Origin of the sequence: Nocardia sp. NPDC003269 (genome assembly GCF_042888005.1) — a bacterium.
GTDB lineage: Bacteria > Actinomycetota > Actinomycetes > Mycobacteriales > Mycobacteriaceae > Nocardia.
In genome coordinates this window covers 1,251,060-1,273,602 of the sequence record NZ_JBIAPA010000001.1, presented here as the reverse complement: position 1 = coordinate 1,273,602, position 22,543 = coordinate 1,251,060, and the positions used below count along the sequence as shown (strand labels likewise).

Annotated in this window: 21 protein-coding genes; 9 read left to right on the top strand and 12 right to left on the bottom strand. The window is 68.6% G+C overall.

Translation table 11 applies throughout. From position 1 onward, the window contains the following. Window positions 1–39: 39 nt before the first annotated feature. Entirely contained in the window at window positions 40–2,802 is a 2,763-nt protein-coding gene (locus tag ACFYWJ_RS05820) for an AAA family ATPase (protein WP_355275245.1), read from the bottom strand. Between the two features lie 122 nt (window positions 2,803–2,924). Here ACFYWJ_RS05820 and ACFYWJ_RS05815 point away from each other — a divergent pair, with 122 nt between their 5' ends. The 8 genes from ACFYWJ_RS05815 (at window position 2,925) to ACFYWJ_RS05780 (ending at window position 9,428) form a co-directional block, all read left to right on the top strand. After that, window positions 2,925–3,260 (top strand): hypothetical protein, encoded by a 336-nt coding sequence (locus ACFYWJ_RS05815; RefSeq protein ID WP_355275247.1) that lies wholly within the window; start codon window positions 2,925–2,927, stop codon window positions 3,258–3,260. Continuing rightward, complete coding sequence (locus tag ACFYWJ_RS05810) at window positions 3,257–3,772, top strand: YceI family protein (protein ID WP_355275248.1); 516 nt, start codon at window positions 3,257–3,259, stop codon at window positions 3,770–3,772. The genes ACFYWJ_RS05815 and ACFYWJ_RS05810 overlap by 4 nt, the downstream gene beginning before the upstream one ends. Before the next feature lie 105 nt (window positions 3,773–3,877). Then, a complete protein-coding gene (locus tag ACFYWJ_RS05805; RefSeq protein ID WP_355275250.1) occupies window positions 3,878–5,233 on the top strand; it encodes a hypothetical protein in 1,356 nt (451 codons plus the stop codon). Between the two features lie 108 nt (window positions 5,234–5,341). After that, window positions 5,342–6,133, top strand: coding sequence for a TIGR03084 family metal-binding protein (locus tag ACFYWJ_RS05800; RefSeq protein ID WP_355275252.1), 792 nt, complete (start codon window positions 5,342–5,344; stop codon window positions 6,131–6,133). A 335-nt stretch (window positions 6,134–6,468) separates the two neighbouring features. After that, entirely contained in the window at window positions 6,469–7,152 is a 684-nt protein-coding gene (locus tag ACFYWJ_RS05795) for a hypothetical protein (protein ID WP_355275254.1), read from the top strand. Further along, on the top strand, window positions 7,149–8,354 hold the full coding sequence (gene lhgO / locus ACFYWJ_RS05790) for an L-2-hydroxyglutarate oxidase (RefSeq protein ID WP_355275256.1): 1,206 nt from the start codon (window positions 7,149–7,151) through the stop codon (window positions 8,352–8,354). Before ACFYWJ_RS05795 ends, lhgO begins: the two co-directional genes overlap by 4 nt. Before the next feature lie 68 nt (window positions 8,355–8,422). Next, window positions 8,423–8,896: an SRPBCC family protein gene (locus ACFYWJ_RS05785; RefSeq protein ID WP_355275258.1), complete on the top strand. Its 474-nt coding sequence runs from the start codon at window positions 8,423–8,425 to the stop codon at window positions 8,894–8,896. A gap of 10 nt (window positions 8,897–8,906) precedes the next feature. Continuing rightward, window positions 8,907–9,428 carry a ribonuclease H gene (locus ACFYWJ_RS05780; RefSeq protein WP_355275260.1) on the top strand — a complete coding sequence of 174 codons (522 nt, stop codon included), beginning with the start codon at window positions 8,907–8,909 and terminating at the stop codon, window positions 9,426–9,428. 91 nt (window positions 9,429–9,519) lie between these two features. Here the strand turns inward: ACFYWJ_RS05780 and ACFYWJ_RS05775 are convergent, their stop codons facing one another. The 9 genes from ACFYWJ_RS05775 to ACFYWJ_RS05735 all read right to left on the bottom strand — a co-directional run bounded on the left by ACFYWJ_RS05775 (window position 9,520) and on the right by ACFYWJ_RS05735 (window position 19,044). Beyond that, entirely contained in the window at window positions 9,520–10,275 is a 756-nt protein-coding gene (locus ACFYWJ_RS05775) for a hypothetical protein (protein ID WP_355275262.1), read from the bottom strand. A gap of 130 nt (window positions 10,276–10,405) precedes the next feature. After that, window positions 10,406–11,584, bottom strand: a complete 1,179-nt coding sequence (locus tag ACFYWJ_RS05770) for an MlaD family protein (protein ID WP_355275263.1) — start codon at window positions 11,582–11,584, stop codon at window positions 10,406–10,408. Next, entirely contained in the window at window positions 11,581–12,672 is a 1,092-nt protein-coding gene (locus ACFYWJ_RS05765) for an MCE family protein (RefSeq protein ID WP_355275265.1), read from the bottom strand. The genes ACFYWJ_RS05770 and ACFYWJ_RS05765 overlap by 4 nt, the downstream gene beginning before the upstream one ends. An 8-nt stretch (window positions 12,673–12,680) precedes the next feature. Beyond that, window positions 12,681–13,793: an MlaD family protein gene (locus ACFYWJ_RS05760; protein WP_355275267.1), complete on the bottom strand. Its 1,113-nt coding sequence runs from the start codon at window positions 13,791–13,793 to the stop codon at window positions 12,681–12,683. After that, the gene (locus ACFYWJ_RS05755; RefSeq protein ID WP_355275269.1) at window positions 13,790–14,785 is read right to left on the bottom strand and encodes an MCE family protein; all 996 of its coding nucleotides are present in this window, start codon (window positions 14,783–14,785) and stop codon (window positions 13,790–13,792) included. The genes ACFYWJ_RS05760 and ACFYWJ_RS05755 overlap by 4 nt, the downstream gene beginning before the upstream one ends. Beyond that, window positions 14,782–15,807 (bottom strand): MCE family protein, encoded by a 1,026-nt coding sequence (locus ACFYWJ_RS05750; RefSeq protein WP_355275271.1) that lies wholly within the window; start codon window positions 15,805–15,807, stop codon window positions 14,782–14,784. The genes ACFYWJ_RS05755 and ACFYWJ_RS05750 overlap by 4 nt, the downstream gene beginning before the upstream one ends. After that, window positions 15,804–17,282: an MCE family protein gene (locus ACFYWJ_RS05745; protein WP_355275273.1), complete on the bottom strand. Its 1,479-nt coding sequence runs from the start codon at window positions 17,280–17,282 to the stop codon at window positions 15,804–15,806. The genes ACFYWJ_RS05750 and ACFYWJ_RS05745 overlap by 4 nt, the downstream gene beginning before the upstream one ends. A gap of 40 nt (window positions 17,283–17,322) precedes the next feature. After that, entirely contained in the window at window positions 17,323–18,186 is an 864-nt protein-coding gene (locus ACFYWJ_RS05740) for an ABC transporter permease (RefSeq protein WP_355275275.1), read from the bottom strand. Between the two features lie 3 nt (window positions 18,187–18,189). Beyond that, entirely contained in the window at window positions 18,190–19,044 is an 855-nt protein-coding gene (locus ACFYWJ_RS05735; protein WP_355275277.1) for an ABC transporter permease, read from the bottom strand. A 461-nt stretch (window positions 19,045–19,505) separates the two neighbouring features. Here ACFYWJ_RS05735 and ACFYWJ_RS05730 point away from each other — a divergent pair, with 461 nt between their 5' ends. Beyond that, window positions 19,506–20,180, top strand: a complete 675-nt coding sequence (locus tag ACFYWJ_RS05730) for a serine protease (RefSeq protein ID WP_355275279.1) — start codon at window positions 19,506–19,508, stop codon at window positions 20,178–20,180. A gap of 63 nt (window positions 20,181–20,243) precedes the next feature. On the opposite strand, the gene ACFYWJ_RS05725 is transcribed toward ACFYWJ_RS05730, so the two are convergent. Both ACFYWJ_RS05725 and ACFYWJ_RS05720 read right to left on the bottom strand, forming a co-directional pair. After that, the gene (locus ACFYWJ_RS05725; protein ID WP_355275281.1) at window positions 20,244–21,695 is read right to left on the bottom strand and encodes an MFS transporter; all 1,452 of its coding nucleotides are present in this window, start codon (window positions 21,693–21,695) and stop codon (window positions 20,244–20,246) included. Window positions 21,696–21,733: 38 nt separating this feature from the next. Beyond that, a complete protein-coding gene (locus ACFYWJ_RS05720; RefSeq protein WP_355275283.1) occupies window positions 21,734–22,354 on the bottom strand; it encodes a hypothetical protein in 621 nt (206 codons plus the stop codon). Between the last annotated feature and the right edge of the window lie 189 nt (window positions 22,355–22,543).

The window sequence follows — 22,543 nt, the reverse complement described above, 5'->3', positions numbered from 1 at the left end:
CACCGCGCACCGACCACGATGTCAGGGGCGTGACCTGCGTCAGCGGGGGCCGCGGGCGAGTTCGGTGCGGTTGGCGACACCCAGTTTGGCGAGGATGTTGCGGACGTGAGTTTCCACGGTGCGCTCGGAAAGAACCAAACGCGTGGCGATTTCGCGATTCGTCAGCCCCGCCACCGCGAGATCGCGGACTTCCCGCTCGCGCGGCGTGAGGGGATCGGCGGACCGGGTGGCGGCGGCGATCCTGGTCAGCAGGGCGTCGGCGGCGGCCAGGCGGTACGGCATGCCGAGCCTGCGGAATCCGGCGGCCGCCCGCTCCGCTTCGGCGCGCGCGGCGGTGAAGTCGGCGCGGGCGAGCTGGGTGCGGGCCAGGCCGAGATGGCCGAGCGCGACGAAGGGCCGCGCGCCGATCCTGGCGTCCATCGCCAGACCGCGCCGGTACAGCTCGACGGCGGCGTCCAGGTGCCCGGCCACGCGGGCGTTGTCGGCGCGGACCCGGGCCAGCGAGCTGACGCAGATCAGCGCGCCGGTGCCGTCGGCGCTGTAATGCCGCTCCTGGCCCGCCAGGGCGCGGTAGACCCGGTCGGCGGTCTCTGCGTCGTCGAGGAGTTCGGCCACCAGACCGACACAGAATACGGTGCCCGCCCAGCGCGCGCCGATCTCGAGGGTGTCGGGGAGCTCGCGGAACGGCGCGAACAGGGCCGTGGCCTCGTCGACGTCACCGGCAAGCGCGTGCATCAGCGGCGCGAAGAGCTGGGCGATCGGGATCTTCGGGGCGAAGGACAGCGACTCGACCGCGGCGGTCAGCTCGGCGCGGTCGATGTGGCCGACGATCACCGCGTACATCCCGCGGAACGCGTGATGCAGCCCGGCCAGCGAGAAGTCGCCGATGGCCAGCGCCAGTTCATAGGCGGCGCCGTCGAATTCGAGGGCGGCGGCGAGCTCGCCGACGAGGACCGCGCGGGTGGCGCGCAGGCGCAGCAGGTGCCACCGGGCGATCGGCAGCCGACGGCGTTCGACCAGCAGCGCGATGTGGTCGAGGGCGCTGTCGAAGGCGGTGAGGTCGCCGCGTTGCAGGCTCGCGTCGGCGGTCCACACGTGTCCCCATAGCTGGGCGAGCGGTTGTTCGGCGTCGACGGCGATCTCGATCGCCTTGGCGGCCAAGGTGGTTCGCTCGTCGAGGTAGTCCGGCGCGGCCAGGGACAGGTGGCGGGCGTGGATGGCGTCGAGCGCGACATCGGGGTCGGTGGAGTGCGCGGCGGCGCGCATGGCCTGGTCGGACAGCGTCCTGGCCGCCGCGCCCGCGCCGCGATCGGCGGCCGACAGGGCGTGCCTGGCCAGGATCCGGGCGATCAGGTCGTCGTGGGTACCGGGCTCGAGCTGCCGTAAGGCGGTGGCGCACAGCTGGTCCAGCTGCGTCATCACCGTGGGCGTGGTGACGCCGTGCACCACGAGCGCGGCCTCGGCGAGCAGGTCGGGGCGGGCGGCCCGCTCGGCGAGGGCTGCGGCCTGGACGCAGTGTTCGAGGCTGTCGGCGATCCGGCCCGCGGCGAATTCGTCCCCGGCGAGGTCGAGGAGCAGCTCGGCGCGGTCGGCCTCGGCGGCGGTGGCGCCCGCCGCGTCGATCGCCCACTGCCCGAACCGGATCGCCTCCGCGTAGGCCGCGGCGGCCCGTGCCGAGCGGGCCGCGCGCCGCGACCAGCGCAGGCCTTCCGATGATTCGGCGCCTGCCGCCGCCTCGCGCCACTGCGTCGCGATCGCCCCGGCGACGACGGCATCGGGGCCGCCACGCGCGGTCAGCGCTTCCGCCGCCACGCGGTGCAGGACGGACCGGCGCGAGGGTGCCAGGTCGGCGTACACCGCGTCCCTGATCAGGGCGTGGGTGAAACCTGTCGTGCCGTCGTCGAAACGGCGGACGATGCCCGCCGCGGTCGCGGCGTCGATGGCCGCCGGCACCCGCGGGCATACCTGTGCCAGCAGGTCGGCGTCGATGCGTTCACCGAATACGGCGGCGGCACTAAGTACTTCGACGGTGTCCGGCGCGAGCCGGTCGAGCTGTGACAGCACCAAACGGCGCACCGCGGGCACGGACAGCACGTCGCCGTTGTCGGACTCGGCGGCGCCGGATTCCAGGACGAGCCGGACCAGCAGCGGATTGCCGTCGGTGCGGTCGCGCACCCGCGCGGCGAGGTCGGCGGACAGACCGCGCTGTTCGAGCCAGTAGCGCACCTCCGGCTCGGAAAGACCAGGTAGGGAAAGTGATTGGGTATTCGGCAGGCGCAGCCACTCGGACTGGTGCCCGAGCAGGGTCGGACCCGCCGGATCGCGCGCCGTGCCGACGATGAGCAGCTCGGCGCGCGCCGTCTCGCCGGCGACGTGGGTGAGCAGCGCCAGCGAGGTCGGGTCGGCCCAGTGCAGATCCTCGAGCACGAGCAGCAGGCCGGTGCCCGCGGCCGCCGCGGTGAGCACGTCGACGACCTCGGTGCACATCCGGAAGCGCTGCGCGGCCGCACCGCCACCGGGTTCGCTGACCGTATCGAGGGCGGCGGCGAGTTCGGGCAGGTCGCGGGCGGCCCGGCGCCACGGCCACAGCGGCGGCATCCCGGCGTCGTCGAGCGCGTTGCCGCGCACCACCCGCAGCCCCGACTCCGCGGCCAGTTCGACGGCGCGTTCCGCCAGCCACGACTTGCCGATCCCGGCCGCGCCACCGACCAGCACGAACCGGCCCGCCCCCGAGGCGGCGGACAGCACCGCCGCGCGCAGCCGCGCGATCTCCTGATGCCGTCCGACGGCCGGAGTCTGCATCGCACCAGTATCGCGCCTACGGCGAAGTTCAGTACCGCGGATACGTACCGGCACTGATCCGGACGCGCCCGCGCGCGGCGATCCTTGAATCACCGAATTCCCCAGGTCAGGAGCTGAAAATCATGTACGCACACCTTGTCTGGTTCGACCGGCCGCGCACGGCGGGCGAACTGGCGGCCGCCGACTTCGCCGCCGCGCACCGCATCCGGCCCGCCCTGGCCACCGTGCCGGGCCTGGTCGAGTACTACGAACTGCGCCGCGCCGACGGCTCCGGCGTGGTGATCGGCATCGGCGAGTCCGAGGAAGCGCTGCACGCGGTGGGCGCGGCCATCCTCGCCACCGAGCTGCTGCCGGGCGAGGACCCGGCGCTGCTGCCCGGGCCCGACCGGGTGGAGATCTACCCGGTGCTGCGGCACCACGACACCGCCGCCATCTACGCCGCGGGGGCGACGTCATGAACTGGATCATGCTGGGCGAGCGCGAGCGCACGGACTGGGTCGCCGCGCCGCAGCGGTGCACCGCGCGGTTCCGGGTCGGCCACTTCGGGCGCCGGACCGTGCACGGGACGATGCCGGTGCTGGCCGGCCGGCTGACGGTCGGCCCCGCCGGGCAGCCCGAGACGGTCAGCGGGGTCGTCGACCTCGCCGCCATCGACACCGGCAACGCCCGGCGCGATCGCGACCTGCGCAAGCCGGGGCTGCTGGATCTGGACCGGCACCCGCGGATGAGCTTCGTCGCCGACGACATCACCGGCACCGACGGGGAGTGGCGCGTCGCGGGCGTGGCCACCGTCCGCGGCCGTGACATCCCGCTGGTCTTCACCGTCACCCGATTCGACCTGACCGCCGACACGGTGGCCGTCAGCGCGGAAGCCGTGCTCGACCGCAGGGCGATCGGGGTGAAAGCACCGGAATTCCTGATCGGGCGCTGGGTGACGATCGAGGTCCACGTCGTGCTGCGGCCGGGGTAGATACCGCCATCCGCCGTTGACACCCCGTCGCGACCGGTCAGAATGTGATTGCCTTATCCTCACGTTCTTCACGTTCTTCGCGCGTCAGCACTAGGGGGCTCCACGATGACCACACTGGCCTCCGGACTCTTCATCGATTGGGAAGAGCTGACGGGGCAGTCGAAATTCGTGGTCGATCTGATCAGTTTCCCGATCTTCAGCGCGCTGGCCGGTTGGCTCACCAACTGGACCGGCGTGCTGATGCTGTTCTGGCCGGTGCAGTTCAAGGGCTTCCGGGTGCCCATGCTGCATGTGCTGTACCCCTATCTACCGCGCCGGGTCCAGGTGCTGCCGACCTTCTCCGGAGACGGGCGCAGGCTCGGCTTCCAGGGCTTCATCCCGGCGCGGGCCGAGAAGATGGCCAGCATCTGCGTCGACAAGGCGCTGATGCGGATCGGCAGCCCGCGCGACTTCATCCACGAACTCGACCTCGACGGCATCGGCGACTACCTGGCCGAACGCGCGCGCGACCAGGTACAGCCGATCGTCGACGAGATCATGTACCGGGAGAACCCCGACCTGTGGCGTTCGCTGCCGCGGCCGGTCAAGCAGGCCGTCTACCAGCGGGTCGACCGCCAGTTGCCCGCGCTGGGCCGGCGCGCGTTCGCGAGCCTGGGCGACAACATCGACCAGCTGCTCGACGTCAAGAACTTCGTCATCCGGTACCTGGAGAAGAACCCGACCATCCTCAAGGACCTGACCACCACCATCGCGGCGCCGGAGCTGAAGTTCATGGCCAGGATCGGCCTGCTCGGCGCGCCGTTCGGCCTGATCCTGGCGCTGTACCTGCACGTGCACGCGCAGATCCCGTACTGGGGGCTGGTGCCCGCGTGGGTGATCGTGCTGCTGGCCTCGGCCGCGATCGGCGTGACCGTGAACGTCATCGCGATCAAGATGGTGTTCGAGCCCGGCGATCCGCAGCCGCGCTACAAGTACCTGTGGCGCCAGGCGCTGCTGGCCAAGCGGCAGCCGCAGGCGGCGACCGACCTGGCGCACATCCTGGCCTACCAGGTGCTGACCGTGGAGAACCTGTCCAACGAACTGCTCGAAGGCCCGAACGGGGACAAGACCCGGCAGCTGATCGAGCGGGTGGTGGCCGAGGAGATCCACCAGCAGCTGGGCCCGACCGCGTTCATGGTGCGGGCGGCGATCGGCAAGAAGGGCTACGACAACCTGGCGATCTCGGGCGCGGGCGCCGGTCTGAGCCTGGCGCCGGAGATGGTCGACGACGAGAAGTTCGTGCTCGAGCAGGCCAAGAAGATCGACGCCTTCGCCGATCGCAAGCTGCAGAAACTGACGCCGGGCGAGTTCATGGAGATGTTCTACGCGGCGGTCGAGCAGGACGCGTGGCTGCTGTATCTGCACGGCGGCGTGCTCGGTCTGGCCGTCGGCGGTATGCACCTGCTGACCTTCGGCTGGTAGCCGCGCCGCAAGAACAAGCACGCGTGCTTGCATTTTTCTGGGGGCGCTGAGATTCTTGGTGGCGAGGCGCACCCGTACCGGGTCGCGCCACGATCGGCAAGGGAACAGATGGCTGACCTCGCAGCGCTCCTCGACGACTTCGCCGCCGAATGCGCGGATCTGGAAAACCTGGTCGCACCGCTGACCTCCGCGCAGTGGCAGACCGCCACCCCTTCACCCGGCTGGGATATCACCACCCAGATCGCCCACCTGACCTGGACCGACGAGGTCTCCAAGCTGGCCGCCACCGACGGTGACACCTTCGCGAAGCTGCTGGCCGAGGCCGCGCCCAAGATGTTCACCTTCGTCGACGAGGCCGCCGAAGAGGTCGCGCAGACCCCGCCCGCCGAGCTGCTGGTGCGCTGGCGCTCGGGCCGCGCGGCCCTGATCGCCGCGCTGGCCGCCGTGCCCGCGGGCACCAAGCTGCCCTGGTTCGGCCCGCCGATGAGCCCGGCGTCGATGATCTCCGCGCGGATCATGGAGACCTGGGCGCACGGTCAGGACGTCGCCGACGCGCTCGGCGTCGAGCGCACGCCCACCGCCCGGCTGCGCACCGTCGCCCATATCAGCGTCCGCACCCGCAACTACGCCTACACCGTGCACGGGGAATCCGGTCCCGCCGAGGAATTCCGGGTGGAGCTGACCGCGCCCGACGGCAGCCTGTGGACCTGGGGACCCGAGGACGCGAAGCAGCGCGTCACCGGTCCGGCCGTCGACTTCTGCCTGGTCGCGACCCAGCGCAGGCACCGCGAAGACACCGCCCTGGTCACCGAGGGCCCCGACGCCGAACACTGGCTCGGCATCGCCCAGGCCTTCGCCGGTCCGCCCGGAGCGGGCCGCGAAGCAGGCCAGTTCGCCTGACCACACGTTTCGAACAGGCGAGCGTCAGTCTCTGAGCGCCATTCGTGCCGACTGCCCCGGACTTCGTTGGCCGGGGTTGACCTCCGTGGCAGTCGTGAACGACGCTCGCCTGCTTCGGAGGGGTACCCCGCGGCGCGGTGTGAGAAACAACCGCGACCCCCGGGCACCCCGCTGACCCGCACTGATAGGTCAGTTGTCCAGATGTGGTCCTGATCTCACCGGCGCCGGTGCTAACAACAGCTAGCACCGGCGTACCGTGGAAATCAGCGCGTGGCTTTCAACGATGCGGGCCCCGTTCCCTCGGGTTCACCCACAGGTACAGGAAGGACCGCATCGTGACCGCTCACCGACCCGCTCAGATCGCGCGTCTGTCCGCCACCGTCATCGCCGGCGCCGCCAGCCTCTGCCTCACCGTCGCCGCGGGCGCCTACATCGTCAACCACATGCCCGAGCTCGCGCCGCCGCGCGCCGACGACACCGCGGCCCCCGCCGTGCCGCCGGGATCGGGCCACCACCGCCCCGTCTTCGCCGAGGACTCCGCGCCGCGCGCGACCAGCGATCTCGTCGAGCTCGCGATGTCGACCGAGCGCACGGTGCCCGCCGTGACCAGGACCCCGGTGACCGCACAGCAGTCGGGTGTCGGCGCCACCCCCGACAGCTCGGCGCTGGCCGGACGGCTCAAGATCGGCACCACCTACGTCGGGGCGCAGGTCGCGCCCGCGCGTACCGACACCATCGCCTTCACGGTGGACACCAACCTGGTGACGATCGCGTCGAAATACCTTGGCCTCACCGCCGACCCCGCCGGGGTGACCGCGCTGCGGACCGAACTCGACACCCGCCGCGGTGAACTGGTCTTCGTGCTCTCCGATCCCGGCCTCGGCAGCCACACGCTGCGCGTGGAGCGGGTGCAGAAGCCGGGCACCGAGCCGGCGCCGGTCGAGTCGGCGCAGGCCGGCGACGAGACCGCCGCACCGACCACACCTGCCGACGAGGCGCCGACTACCGTCGGCGTGTGAGTTCTGGCGGCACCGGGCGCGGTGCGTACGACTTCTGCGTGCTCGGCGGCGGCATCGTCGGCGTGGCGACCGCGCATCGCCTGCTGACCACCCACCCCGGCGCGAGTCTGGTGCTGGTGGACAAGGAGTCGAGCCTCGGCGCGCATCAGACCGGGCACAACAGCGGCGTCATCCACTCCGGAATCTATTACCCACCGGACAGTTTGAAGGCCCGGCTGTGCCGCGCGGGCGCGCGGTGGACCAAGGAGTTCGCCGCCGCCAACGACATTCCGTTCGAGGTCTGCGGAAAGCTGCTGGTGGCCACCGATTCCGCCGAGCACGCGCGGATGCTCGACCTCTACGAGCGCTCCGTCGCCAACGGCGTCGAGGTGGAAGCGATCGACGCGGCCGAGCTGGTGCGCCGCGAGCCCAGGATCACCGGCGTCGGCGCGCTGTTCGTGCCAGCCACCGGCATCATCGACTACGCGAAGGTGACGGCCGCGCTCGCCGATCAGGTGGTGGCCATGGGCGGGCGGATCGCGCTCGACACCGTCGTCGCGGCGATCAGCGAAACCGATGCCGCCGTCACGATTTCCGGCCCGGCCGCGACGTTCACCGCGCGCACGCTGGTGGTCTGCGCCGGCTTGCAGGCCGACCGGATGGCGCGGATGGCGGGCATCCGCACCGACTTCCGCATCGTCCCGTTCCGCGGCGAGTACTACCGGCTGCCCGCCGAGCGCGCCGCGCTGGTGCGCACGCTGATCTACCCGGTGCCCGATCCCGCGCTGCCGTTCCTCGGCGTCCACCTGAGCCCGACCATCGACGGCGAGCTGACGGTCGGGCCGAACGCGGTGCTCGGGCTGGCCAGGGAGGGCTATCCCAAGGGCAGCGTGAACGTGCGGGACGCGGTCGACGTGCTGCGCTTCCCCGGCGTGCGCCGGGTCGCCCGCACGCACCTGCGGACCGGGGCGCGCGAGCTGCGCAATTCGGTGTTCAAGCGGGGTTACCTCGCCGAATGCCGTCGATACTGCCCGGAACTCACGACCGCGGATCTGCTGCCGCATCGCGCGGGCATCCGCGCCCAGGCCGTACTGCGCGACGGCACCCTGGTGCACGACTTCCTGATCGAGCGGACCCCGCGCTCGATCCATGTGCTCAACGCGCCCTCACCTGCGGCGACGTCGGCGATGCCGATCGCGGAGTACCTCGTCGACCAGCTCTGAGCGGCAATCCGGCAAATAAAGAGGACATTTGTAGTAATTTTGAGCCCATCCGTGATCAGGGAGGGCCGATGGGCCACATCAGGTATGCGTGTGACGTCGGCGCACCCGTCGACGCCGCCTTCGCCTACGCCGCGAACTTCCGCTTCGTCCCGGACTGGATGTCGGGTGTCACCGGCATCGAGCCGGACGGCGAACCCGACCAGGGCCTCGGCGCCGCCTTCGTGCTGAAAGTCCGGCTGTTCGGGGTGATTCCGCTGCGCTCGACCTGCGAGATCACCGAATATCGGCGCAACGCGGTGATCGGGTATACCCTGCGTGGGCGGGTATACGGAACCGTGACACTACGGTTCGATCCGCTCGGCTACGAACGGTCGGTGCTGACCTCCGAAGCCGACTATCCACCACCACGCGGTGTGTTCGGCCGCCTGTGCCACGGCCTCGTCGACGCGGTCGCGAGATCGGCACTGCGCCGGACGGAGTCGCGGTTGCGAAGGGAGATAGAGGCATTCCACGGTACCGATCTTGTCGGCCGCATCGCCTAGGGTGGCGGTCATGATCATCGTGAGCACCGACGGGTCCTGCCTGCGCAATCCCGGTGGTGCCATCGGCTGGGCCTGGGTGAACCACCAGGGCCCGGCGGACAGCGGAGGAGCGGCGACCGGCACCAACCAGATCGCCGAGCTCCGCGCCGTACTGGAAGCCATCCTCGCCCACCCCGGCGCCGAGCCGATGCTCATCGAGAGCGATTCGCTCTACGCCATCAAATGCGCCTCCGAGTGGATCACCGGCTGGCGGCGCAACGGCTGGCGCACCTCCACCGGTGGCGCGGTGAAGAACGTCGAGATCATCAAGCAGATCGATCGGGCCATCACGACCCGCGAGGGCCCGGTGCGTTTCCGCTGGGTCCGCGGGCACGTCGGTAACTATTTCAACGAACAGGCCGACACTCTGGCAGGCGCGGCCGCCCGCGAGGCCGCCGCCCGCCCGGCGCAAGTCGCCGAACCCACCAGACCGCGGACCACGGGGAAGCCGGTCGAGCCGGCGGCGCCGTCCGGGACACTCACCCTGTTCTGAGGCGCCGACGCGACCGGAGTTGGTCCGCACGAAAACGCCTCCGGCGGCAGAGTCGCTCTGCCGCCGGAGGCGTTCGCCGATTACTCGTCGATCAGTTGCCCGGCGTCGGCGCGGGCGCCTGCGGGGTCGGCACGGTCTGACCGGGGGCTGCGCCGCCGGGGACCTGGCTGCCGTTCTTGAGCAGCGGCGAGTCCAGCTTGCTGACCAGCCACTTGCCGTCGTCGGACTTCTCGAGGGTCATCTCGATGGCGAACATCATCCGGTCCGGTTCGGTCTGGGTGAAGTTGGTCCGGTACTGGGTCATGGTGACCATGGCCTTGACATCCTCGGTGCTGCCCGAGATGTAGGCGCACTGCACGTCCTCGCCGCGCGACTTCACCTGGGCCTGGACCATCGCGCCCTTGAGCGCCTCGCTGGCGTCGCTGAATTCCTTCAGGTAGTCGCCGGTGGCCCCCGCCTTCATCGAGGCGATGTAGCCGTCGAGGTCCTTGGAGTAGTCGTAGTTGGCGAGGATGTTGCCGTAGTCGCAGGCCGCCTTCGTCGACTCCGCGATGGCGTCGAGCTTGTCGCCCTTGTCGCTGCTCTGCAGGAAGAACACCACGGCCGCGGTGGCCGCACCGAGAGCGACCACACCGGCCACACCGGCGGCGATCCAACCCGTCGAGCTCGATTTCCCGGCCGACGCGGGCGCCGGCGCCTGCGCTTCGGGCACGGTCGCCGCCTTCACCGTCGGGGCGTCCGTTTCGGGGGTGGCCGCGGCGCCCTTGACGGTCGCGTCGGCCTTGGCCAGATCGGGCTTGTCCGCCGCGGCAGCTTCCTTCTTGCTCTCGGCGTCGTCGCTGGTCATCGAATCAATCCTGCTCTTTCCCGGCACACATATCGCACCGATATCCTTCATGGGCCCGTGAGCCGGACCACACGCTCTCCCCAGCGAGTATGCCCGGTCCGGTCCGCGAGGGACCGGGCCGGGCAGCAACTCAGTTCACCGGGATGGGTGTCCGCTCGTTGGGATCGACACCAGGGGGCATCTGCGCGCCGTTGTTGGGCACGTTCGGACGCGGCGCGTTGGCCGAACCGCGGATCTGCTGATCGGCGGGCGGGTTCACGCAGTAGTTCCACTTCGGGATCGACCCGTCCTGGACTTCCTCGTTGCGGCGGTACTCGGTGGCGTAGTAGCACGTCGGCCGCGGCCAGATGTCGATGACGGTGTGGAACTCGCCGTCGTGGGCGGGCACCGCGATCGACTCCAGACCCAGCGCCAGCGACGGGAACAGCAGTCGCAGCGCGGGCTGACGCAGCTGCGCCGCCCTGGTGATGGCGACGAAGTTGGCCGCCAGACCGGTGATCGGATCGGCCGTCTTGTCCAGCACGGCGCCGAGCGCCTCGAACTGCGCGGGCGCGTTGTCCAGCACGCTCTGCAGCTCGGCGTTGGCGTTGTTGAACTGGGTCAGCAGCGCGCCCGAGTTACTGGTCAGGGTCTGCAGATCCGGCTGCGCGTGCGAGGTGGTCTCGGCGATCACCCGCAGGTTCGCGATGAGGTTCACCGTCTGCGGCAGCAGGTTGTCCAGGCCCGCCACCACCAGGCTGACGCCGTTGATCAGGCCACGCAGCTGATCCGGGCCCGCGCCGAGCGCGGTGTCGAGCTCGGACAGGATCGTCTTGAACTGCTGCGGGTTGACCTGGGCGATCAGCGCGCTGGTGTCGTCGAGCACCGCCCACACCGGGGTGGGGGTCTTGATCTGCTCGGGGTTGTACTTGATCACCGCGCCGTCGCCGAGGAACGGGCCGACATCGCTCTTCGGACGGAAGTCGATGTACTGCTCGCCCGCCGCCGACAGGGCCGCCACCTGGATCATGGTGTCGACCGGGATCTTGTAGCTCTTGTCGATCTGCGCCTTGGCGGCGATCGACTGCCCCTGGTCGATCAGCTCGACCGAGGTGACCTTGCCGATCCGGTGCCCGCGCAGGGTCACGTCGTTGCCCGGCTGCAGACCACCCGACCGGTCCAGGTTGACCGTCACCGCGTACTCCGAGCGCAGCGGGTTCACCCGCATGACGTTGACCAGCAGGTAGGTGGCACCGACGATCAGCACCACGACCAGCGCGGCGTTGGCCAGCAGGATCTTGTTACCGAAGAACTTCTTCGCCTTGCTCATCGGTGGCCTCCCACTCGGCCCTGAACGATCTGCAGCACCTGGATGAAGGTGCCGACGAAGTCGTTCACGTCCTTCAGATCGGGGAACTTGCTGTTGGCCGGATCGGTGAGCAACCCGATGTCGAGGTTGGTCAGCGTCGCGTACGGCGCCAGCGACTTGCCCTGGAACGTGGCGTTCGCGCCGGGCCGGATCGCGTGCAGCTGATCCAGCACGTACCCGAAGTTGTCGCCGGAGGCCGCCAGCGCGGTCATCAGGTTGTCCAGGTTGGTGAGCAGCTCGGAGAGCTGATCACCGGTGGTGTTGGAGTAGTCGCCGAGCGCGGCGCTGGCCGTGGCCACCTTGGTGAGCAGGTCACCGATCGCCTTGTTGTTCTCGGCGATGGCGCCGATGGCCTGCGGCAGGGTGTCGGCCACCTGACCCAGCTGGGTCTTGTTGTTCTCGATGGTGTTGGCGAGGGTGTTGAACTCGGTCAGCACCGTGTCGACCTTGGCGCTGTTGTTGTTCAGTTCGCCGATGACGCCGGTCATCTCGGTGATCAGGTGCGACAGGTTGCCGCCCTGCCCGTTGAGGATCGAGCCGAGTTCGGTGCCGAGCCGGCTGAGGCTGGCCACGCCACCGCCGTTGAACAGCATCGACACCGAGATCAGCAGCTCTTCCACGGTGGCGCCCGCGGAGGTGTACTCGCGGGTGAGCGTGGCGCCGTCCTGCAGCGGCGGGCCCGTGGGGGCGCCGTTCTTCGGCTTGGACAGCGCGATGAAGACGTCACCGAGCGGGGTCGCCTGGCGCAGCTCGGCCGTGCTGCCCTGGGGCAGCACGATGTCCTTGCTGATCTGCATGTCGATCTTGGCTTGGAAGTTCTTGGTGGAGATGCCGGAGACCACCCCGACATCGGAACCACCGATCTTCACCTTCGCCTGATCGGGCAGGTTCAGCGCGTTGTCGAACTCCGCGTGGATCGTGTAGGTGTCGCCTTCGGCGCCCGGCTTGGGCAGCGGCAGATCCTCCACGGTGAATCCACACCCGGAGGTGATCGCCACGGTGGCCGTCGCGGCCGCGGCGACCAGCGCGCGGCGGGCTTTCATCGTCATACGTAGGGTCATTTCGTCAGTCCGAGCAGTGCGGCGGTGAGCCCGTAGTCCGGGCCGAAGTCCTGCATGTTCCCGGAACGGCAGCCATCGGACTTCATCTGGACCCGCTCACAGAAGACGCTGACGATCTCGCCGGAGAGGGCGGTACCGATCAGGCCGTGCAGGCGGACGAAGCGGCCTTCCTTGTTCATCGCGCCGTCGATGTTCTGCATCAGCAGCGGCACGATGTCGACGATCTCGACCATCGCGCCGGAGTTGGCGCGCAGCTGGTTGGTGACGTTGGTCAGCCCCGTCAGCGAGGTCTCCAGCTCGTCGGCGTGCTCGCCGAACATCGTGGAGGTGTTGGCCAGGAACGCGTTCAGCTGATCCAGCGTGGCTTGCAGGCCGGGAGCCTGTTCGGCCAGCAGGCCCGACATGGCGGTGACCCGGTTGCTGAAGTCGCGCACCGACTGGTCGTTGTCGGCCAGCATCGTCGTCAGCTCGTTGAGCTTGATGATGATGTTGGAGATGGCGTCCTTGTTGTCGACACCGATCTTCAACGCCGAAGACAGGGCGTCGAGGGTTTCGCGGATCTTCTGGCCATTGCCATTGAGCACCGGGTAGAGCACCCGGCCAGAGAGTGGGCCGAGTCCTTCCTGACCCGGTTCCGGCTTCAGCGAGGCGGAGAACTGGTCGATGGTCTTGATCATCGTGTCCAGCTCGACCGGGGTCCTGGTGCGTGCCTTGGGCAGGTGCTCACCGGACTTCATCGACTCACCGCCGGTGAAGGGCGGGGTGATCTCGATGTGGCGGTCGGTCACGATCGAGGGGGAGATGATCGCGGCGATCGCTTCCTTGGGGATCTTCACGCCACCGTCGATGGTCATGTGGACCTCGACGTAGGTGCCCTTGGGAATGATCTTGTCGACCTTGCCGACCGCCAGGCCCAGGACCATGACGTCGTTGCCCTCGTACATGCCCGCGATGTTCTCGAAGTCGGCCGTGATCTTGGTCGACATGCCGAGCGCGTCGTTCACCTGATTGGGCAGCAGCGAGCAGCTGCCCAGGGTCAAGGCGGTGGCGCCGATCATGAGCGATCGGGCCAGCGTCTTGCCGCCGCGGAATCTCGAGGTCAGTTTCATCCTGCGCACCCCTGAATCACCTGAACGAAGCACAGCCAGTTGTCGGGGAACAGCCACGGCAGCGAGACGTCGCCGTAGTTGCCGTTGCCGAGCGCGTTGTTGAAGTAGCGCGCGGTCGGCTGCCCGATCTGCAGCAGGCGGTCGAGGTTGTCCTTGTTCTTCTGCAGACCCTCGGCCATGGTGTTGAGCTGACCGATGGTGCCGCCGAACTGGTTACCGTTCTCGGCGCCGATCTCCTCCAGCTGACGAGTCAGCGTGGCGATGTTGTCGAGCAGCTGCCGCAGCAGGTTCTGCCGCTCCATCACCCGGTTGGCGATGGCCTCGCCCTGGGTGATGACCAGCAGGATCGAGTTGCGGTTGTCTGCCAGCAGCTGGGTGACCCGGTTCAGGTCCTTCAGCAGGCTGTCGACCTCGCTCTTGCGTCGGTCGACGACCTTGGCCAGGGCGCCGACGCTGTCGATCGCCTGCGCGACGAGCTCCGGCGAGTCACCGAGCTGGCTGTTGATCGTGTTGAGCGAGGCGGCCAGCTTCTTGGTGTCGAGTTCCTCGAACTTGGGCGTACCGACCTGCACGACATCGGCGATGTTGTACGGCACGTCGGTGTTGGAGCGCGGGATGGTCTTGTTCTTCAGACCCGACCCGTCGCCCGGCTGCAGGTCGACGTAGCGCGCGCCGAGCAGCGTGGCCATCTTGATCGCGGCGTGCGCGTCGGGGCCGAACTTCAGCGACTTGTCGACATCGAGGGTGATCACCACGTGATCGCCCTCGATCTTGGCGCCGGTGACCGTGCCGACCTGCACACCCGAGACCGCGACCTTGTCGCCGGTCTTGATGCCCGCGGCCTGCACGAACTCCGCTTCGATCGACTGCCTGCCGATCCCGATGAACTGGTAGACCGTCGAACCGACCAGCAGCAGCACGATGACCAGCGAGCCGATCACACCGAGCCAGAAGTTGCGGTTGCCGAGGAAGGTCTTCTTGAGCTTGCTCATCTGCAGACCTCCGAGTGGGAGGTGCCACCGATCTGGCTGAACAGACCGCGCGGGAAGAGCACCCCGTAGAGCGAGACGTCGAGGCTGCACAGGTAGGCGTTGGCGTGCGTGCCCTCGGAGGTCATCCGGCCCAGGTCGGCGAGCATCGACGGCATGTCGATCGCGGCCTGGTCGAGCTTGGCGCCGTTGGCCAGCAGCAGGTTCAGCGCCGCGGTGGTCGAGTTCTGCGCCGCCGACAGCTTCGGCTGGATCTTGCCGACCATGCCGACCAGCGAGGTCGTCGCGTCGGCCAGGGTGGCCGTGGACGCCTGCAGCGACTGACCCTGTTCGTAGAGCCCGCCGATCAGCGCCCGGGTCTGGGTGACCAGGGTCTCCAATTCATCCCCTCGCTTGGCCAACCCGGCCATCACGCCGGACAGGTTGGTGATCACGTCGGAGAGAATCGCGTCCCGACGCTGGAAATCCGTGGCCAGCTGCGCGGCCTGGACGATGAAGGACGACAGCGAGACACCGTCACCCTGCAGCGCCTGGATCAGCGTCTCCGACATGGCGTTGACCTCGGCCGGCTCCAGCGCCTGGAACAGCGGCTGGAAACCGTTGAGCAGCGCGGAGATGTCGAACGAGGGCTCGGTGCGGTCGATCGGGATGACCGAACCGCTCTTCAGCTCCTGCGGGCTCGGCGCCGAGCCCGGGGTCAGCGCGACGTAGCGCTGGCCGATCAGGTTCTGGTAGCGGACAAGGGCTTTGGTGTCGTCGAAGACCGTCTGGTCGCTCTGCACAATGAACGACACCTTGGCGTCGTTCTTGCCGTCGAGCTCGATCTTCTCGACCTTGCCGACGCGCACGCCCGCCATGCGGACGTCGTCGCCGGGGCGCAGGCCCAGGACATCGGTGAAGATCGCGGTGTACTTGCGGGTGTCTCCGTCGACCGTGCGGGCGAGCGTATTCCACACGACCACGATGACCAGCATGGAAACGATCGCGAAGATACTGAACCCGATCAGTGGCTTGCGGATGCTCATGCGCCACCCCCGTTTTCGGACACTTGCAGGGTTCCGCCCTTCAGAATCGGACCGAGCAGCAGGAATTCGGATGCCGTCGGCTTACGCCCCAGCAGTTGAGTCATCGCCGCTTCGCCCTGGTAGGAGATCGGCTTGGCGGCCGGGGCCACCGCTGGCTGCGGTGCGTCGGCCGGGGCAGCGGGACCGGCGGCGGGCGCGGGGGCGCCACCGCCGAGCAGACCCGGCAGGCCCGGGATCTGGATCGACGGCACCAGGCCCTCGAGCGGCGTCCCGGCGAACGGCTTGACCTCGGTGCCGTTGGCGGTCTGCATCGGCGCGAGGCCCGGCGTGGTGAGGCCGGGGATGGCGGGCATGCCGGGGATCGCGACCAGCGGCGGCAGGCCGGCGGCCGACGCGAGCGCCTTCGGGCGCACGCTCTCCGGCATCGGCGGAAGGCTGACCGTGGCTGGCGCGGTGAAGCAGCTCGGGCCGAGCAGTTCGCCGTAGCGCGGGCAGTCGGCGACGGTGTTCGGCTTGTACGGGGTGAACGTCAGGCCCGCGTTCCAGACCATCTGCTTGGACGGACCACCGTGCATGGTGGTGTTCAGCGCCGCCAGCGACGGACCGAAGACCTCGAAGGTCTTGGTGATCGAGCTCGGATCGGCGGCCAGCGCGCCCAGGGTCGCGTTCATCCCTCCGGTGACCTCCTTGCCGACATCGGGGTTGGTCGCGAACAGGTCGTTCACCTGGTCGGTGGTGGCGCTCGCACCGGCCAGCAGCGCGATCAGCTGATCCCGCTTGGTGGCGATGGTGTTGGCGGTCTGCACCGAGCTGCCGAGCACGTCGAGCAGTTCCGGTGCCGACTGGTTGAGCGCGTGCGCCGAGGCCGCGAAGTTGTCGAGCATGCCGCCCAGGTTCGGGCCGGCGTCGGCGACGGTGGTGAGCCAGTGGTCGAGGCGCTGGATGGTGGAGCCGGGGACCCGGCCGCTGCCGTCGAGCGCCTGGGTCAGGGTGCCGAGCACCCGGCCCAGCTGCACCGGGTCGACCTCGTTGAGGATGTCGCGCACCGTGGTGAGCGTGTCCTGCAGCGCGATCGTGCCCTGGCTGGTGTCCTCGGGGATCTGCGAACCCTCGTGCAGGTACTGGTCGGACGCGCCGTTGAAGACCAGCTCGACCGAGGTGACGGCGAACAGGTTGCTCGGCACGACGCGAGCGGTGACGTTGGACGGGATGTCGCCCGCGAACTCGGGCTTGAGCTCGATGTTCACCTTCTGGGTGGCGCCCTTGTCGGTGATCTCGACGTCCTTGACGGCGCCGACGAGCACGCCGCGGAACTTCACGTCGGCGTCCGAGGGGAGGCCGTCACCGGTGGTGGTCAGGTTGGCGGCCACGTTGACCTTGGGCACGAAGTAGCCCTGGTACCTCGCCATCAGGAACCCGAGGATCACCGCGAAGACGATGACGCCACAGGTACCGGCGATGTACAGCTGTTTCATCGTGGGACCGCGCCCACTGGGATCGATGATCATCGCGCGCCTACCCCGAGATCCGGATTCCGGGGTTGACGCCCCAGATCGCCAAAGTCATGAACAGGTCGGCGAACACGACCAGGATGATGCACATCTTGATCGCGCGGCCGGCCGCGACGCCGACGCCCTCGGGACCACCCGAGGCGAAGAAGCCGTAGTAGCACTGGATGAAGGTCGTGATCATGACGAACACGACCGCCTTGAGCAGCGAGTACAGCACGTCGGTCGGTACCAGGAATTGGTAGAAGTAGTGCGAGTAGGTACCGGCCGCGGTGCCACCTATCAGCTGGACCGTGATCGAGCAGGACACGTAGGCCATCACCAGGCCGATGCAGTACAGCGGCACGATCGCGATGACCGCGGCCATCATCCGGGTGCTGACCAGGTAGGGCAGCGGCCGGATGGCGATCGAGTCGAGCGCGTCGATCTCCTCGGAGATGCGCATGGCGCCGAGCTGGGCGGTGAATCGACAGCCCGCCTGTGCCGCGAACGCCAGCGCCGCCAGCAGCGGGCCGAGCTCGCGGGTGGTGGCGAAGGCCGAGATGGCACCGGTGATCGGGCTCAGGCCGAGCAGGTTCAGCGAGGTGTGACCCTGGATGGCGACCGTCATGCCGCCGAAGGCGCTGATGATCAGGATGACGCCGATGGTGCCACCACCGACGACGATGTTGCCGTTACCCCAGGTGACGTCGGAGAGCAGCCGCCAGACTTCCTTCGGGTACTGCTTGAAGGCCAGCGGAATCGAGCCGACGGAACGCAGGAAGAAGAAGACCTGGTGGCCGAGCCGCGCGAGCAGATCGATGGGCGCCTTGCCGACCGCCTTGAGCTGGCGCAGCGGCCGCAGCAGCGGGGGTACATACGTTGATGACATGGCTCAGACCACCTGTGGGGGGAAGACTGCGGCGTAGATCTGGGTGATCGCCACGTTGACACCGAGCAGCATCACCATGGAGCTGACCACCGCCGAGTTCACCGCGTTGGCGACGCCACCGGGGCCGCCGCGCGCGTTCAGGCCGGAGTCGCAGGCGATGATCGCGGCGATGATGCCGAAGATCACCGACTTGAGCAGCGCCACCGCGAGGTCGCGGGTGACCGCGAACGAGGCGAAGGTGCTCATGTAGGAGCCGGGGGTACCCGCCTGGGCGAAGATGTTGAACATGTAGCCGGTGATGAAGCCGACGAAGACGACGAAGCCGCAGAGCAGGAAGCTGACGATCATCGCGGCGCCGAGCCGGGGGGCGACCAGCCTGCGCAGCGGATCGACGCCCATCACCTTCATGGCGTCGATCTCTTCACGGATGGTGCGCGAGCCGAGGTCGGCGCAGACCGCCGAGCCGACCGCGCCGGCGATCATGATCGAGGTGACCAGTGGCGCGCCCTGCTGGATGATGCCGAGGCCGTTCGCCGCGCCGATGAACGAGGTCGCGCCGACCTGACCGGCGACCGCGCCGACCTGGATGGAGACGATCACCGCGATCGGGATGGCGACGAGCAGGGTGGGCGCCGCGGCGACGTTGGCCATGAACGCGCATTGCCGCACGAACTCGTCGAAGGGGAAGCGGCGACGGAAGATCGCGACGATCAACTCCGTGATCGCTTCGAAACCCATCGTGATCTGTCGACCGAAGGTCTCGAGTGACTTCTTCGGATGGTCGTCCCAAAGGCCCTTGGTCCGGTCGACAGCTTCGCTGACTCGTGAACGGGCGGGTGGACTCTCGGTCGACTGCACTGCTTTTACCCCTCTCGACGCCAGGTCATCAACACCCCGACGACTTGTTTGCTTGACGCACCTTACTACGGAGTAGCGCAGAACACACCACCGACATGTGAGCGCCGTCATAGACAGAGGTCACCGTCACGAACAGCTATGAGTCCTGCCATGTCGGACCATACAGCCCACAATTGTGGCGGTATCGACGATTGCGTCGGATGTCGTTTTCCGCGCGGATTCCCAGCACTGGCGGCTGCGCCGAATAAATATTGCGGAAAACTGTCATTCATAACGAACCCCCCGACCGAATACTCCGGCAGATCACAGACCGATGGCATAACTGGACAATTGATCATTCCATTGATAGATATCAGCTATCACTAAGAAGTGCGCCGTGGGCGGGGCGCGCCCGGGACGGAATACAGGCACGATAGGCAGAGCGAATTGATATCGTGCGGGCTTCCGACGTCTGGAGGGACATGTTCACCACACTCGCCAAGGTGGCCAACGCCGCCTTCGCCGTCGCCCTCGGTGCAGCACTGCTCGGCACCGGCGCGGGCGCTTCGCAGGCTCAACCCGGCCCGCCGGTGATCGGCGGCGGCTCCGGAATCGTCATCGACAGCATGTTCGAGTGCACCGTCACCACGGTCGGCTACGACGGTGCGGGCAGACTCGTCGGACTGACCGCGGGCCACTGCGGCGACGCGGGCGCGAGCGTCACCGCCGAGGTGGACCGTGGCTACGGCGAGATCGGCCGGTTCGCCTACAGCAACTCCGAACTCGACTACGCGATCATCGAGTTCACGCCGGGGCGGATCATCCCGGTGAACCGGATCGGCAACGTCACCATCACCGGCATCGGCGGGCCAGCCCAGTTCCCGACGATCGTCTGCAAGGAAGGCCGGACCACCGGCAACACCTGCGGCATCACCTGGGGTGACGTCTTCCAGACCAATACCGAGACCTGGGCCCAGATGTGTGTGATCGAAGGCGATTCCGGTGCGCCGGTGGTCGTCGGCTCGACCCTGGTGGGCATGGTGAACGCCTACCTGGCCGTGGCCTGCTTCGGCCCCGAGGTCGGCACGAACATGAGCGCGATCATGAACGACGTCAACGGCCGCGGCGGCGTCGGCGCGGGATTCCATCCCATCTAGCCCGCCCGTTCGGATCGCCGGAAGCACTGCGGGTCGCGTGGATTCACCTCCACGCGGCCCGCTTCATTTCTGTCCGAGGGGCGCCAGCGCCGGACCGTCGGCGCCCGCGCAGTGCGGCAGGCAATCGACCCGGTCGGGTTCCGGCGCGCGCCGCGGGACCCGCAGCAGCACCCCGGCCACGACCGCTCCGACCAGCAGCAGCGCAGCGCACCAGCGCATCGCGGTGTCGAAGCCGGCGGCGAAGGCGACCGGATCGTCGAAGGCGCCAGCCAGGCCCGCCAAGCCGGGCAACGCGGCGACGGCCAGCAGCTGCGCCGTCCTGGCGACGGCGTTGTTGACCCCGGAGGCGATGCCAGCGTCGGCGGTGGGCACCGCGGCCAGCACCGCGCCGGTCAGCGGCGCGACCATGATCGAGAGCCCGAGCCCGAAGATCAGCACGCCGGGCAGGACATCGGTGAGATAGTTCGCGTCGGCCCCGACCCGTTGCAGCGCGAAGACACCGCCCGCGGCCAGCAGCGGACCCACGGTCATCGGGATCCGCGGCCCGTGCCGTTGCGCCCAGCGCCCGGCCGGGGCCGACAGCACCAGCATCAGCACCGTCACCGGCAGACTCGCCGCGCCCGAGGCCATCGGCGAATACCCGGAGACCAGTTGCAGCTGCAGGACCAGCAGGAAGAAGACGCCGCCCAGCGCGGCGTAGACGAAGAACGTCACCAGATTCGCGACGGTGAACACGCGCGAGCCGAACAGCGAGGGCGGGACCAGCGGATTCGGGCTGCGCAGCTCGACCACCACGAACAGCGCCAGCGCGACCAGCCCGACCCCGATCAGCACCGGAAGCGCCTCGATCAGCCCGAGCGTGAGCGCCCCGAGCGCGATGGCGACGATCACCGCGCCCGGCACGTCGATCCGCGACGGCGCGTCCGGATCCCGGCTCTCCGGCACGAACCGGATCGCCACCACCGCGACGACCAGCGCCAGCGGCACATTGAGCAGGAAGATCGCGCGCCAGCCGACCAGATCGATGAGCCCGCCGCCGAGCAGCGGCCCGAACGCGCCCGCCACGCCGCCGAAACCGGACCACAGGCCGATCGCGCTGCCCTGATCCTCGTGATCGATCGACGCCGAGATCAGCGCGAGGCTGCCCGGGGTGAGCAGCGCGCCCGCCAAGCCCTGCAGCAATCGGGCCACGACCAGCAGCTCGATATTCATCGCGACCGCGCACAGCAGCGAGGTGACCGCGAATCCGGCCACCCCCCAGACGAACACGCGCTTGCGGCCGAGCCGGTCGCCCAGCGACCCGCCGAGCAGGATGAACGAGGCCAGGGTGAGCGTGTAGCCGTTGACCGTCCACTGCAGACCCGCGACATCGGTGTGCAGCGACTCGCCGATGCGCGGCAGCGCGACCGCGACCACCGTGGCGTCCAGCGACGCCATCGAGGAGCCCAGGATGGTGGCGAGCAGGATCCACCGCCCCGTGGCCGAATTCAGCCGAACCGTCTGGGTCGGGGGCACCTCACCAAACTAGCGCCTCGCGCCGGTCTTTCGCCTAACTACAGGCTCTGGACGCAGACCACGACTTTGCGCTCGGGGTACTTGAAGCCCGAATCGGCGACGTCGGGGCAGTCGTCGACGCTGTCGGTGCCGGTCTTGATCGTGATGACCTTGACCGCCTCGGACCCGGACTCGGTGCACTCGATGCGCTTGGGCTCGTCGCCGCCGACATCCATGCAGCCGCCGACGACCCAGTCGATATCCAGGCACAGCGCGCCGGTCTCGATGCCGTTGAGGGTCTCGGCGTAGAAGTTGTCGCGGTCGCTGACGCAGCCGGTGCTGTTCTTGGCCTTGCCGATGACCTTGTAGTTCGACGACCGGCTGCCGCACGACGCCTTGGCGATGGTGGCGTCGTTGACGGTGCCACCGAGTGCGACGCAATCGCCGACATTGGCCTGGAAGTCGGTGTTGCCGCCCCTGGTCGAGGTCTGCGCGGGTTTGCTCGTGGTCGGCTTGCCCGAGGGTTTGGTGGTGGGGCCGGCGCTGCTGGTCGCCGGGACGACATCGATCGCGGGCTGCGCGTGGCCGTCGATGGTGCCACCGCATCCACTCGCGACGAAGGCGGTCACCGTGATGGCGACCGCGCCGACGAGCCGGCCGATGGACAGGTCTGCAAACACCTACTGTGAATACACCACCGGAGCCACCGGCGTCGACTCCATCCCGATGGTCGGGGTGCTGGGTTACCCTTGGGATTCCGGCCCCCCGGCCGTACCTGCATCAGGAGGTGAACCCGATGGTGGCAGCAACGGCGGGAGATTTCGGCCCCCTGACCCGGCCCGGCGGCACGCCGATCGCGGCGCCGCGCC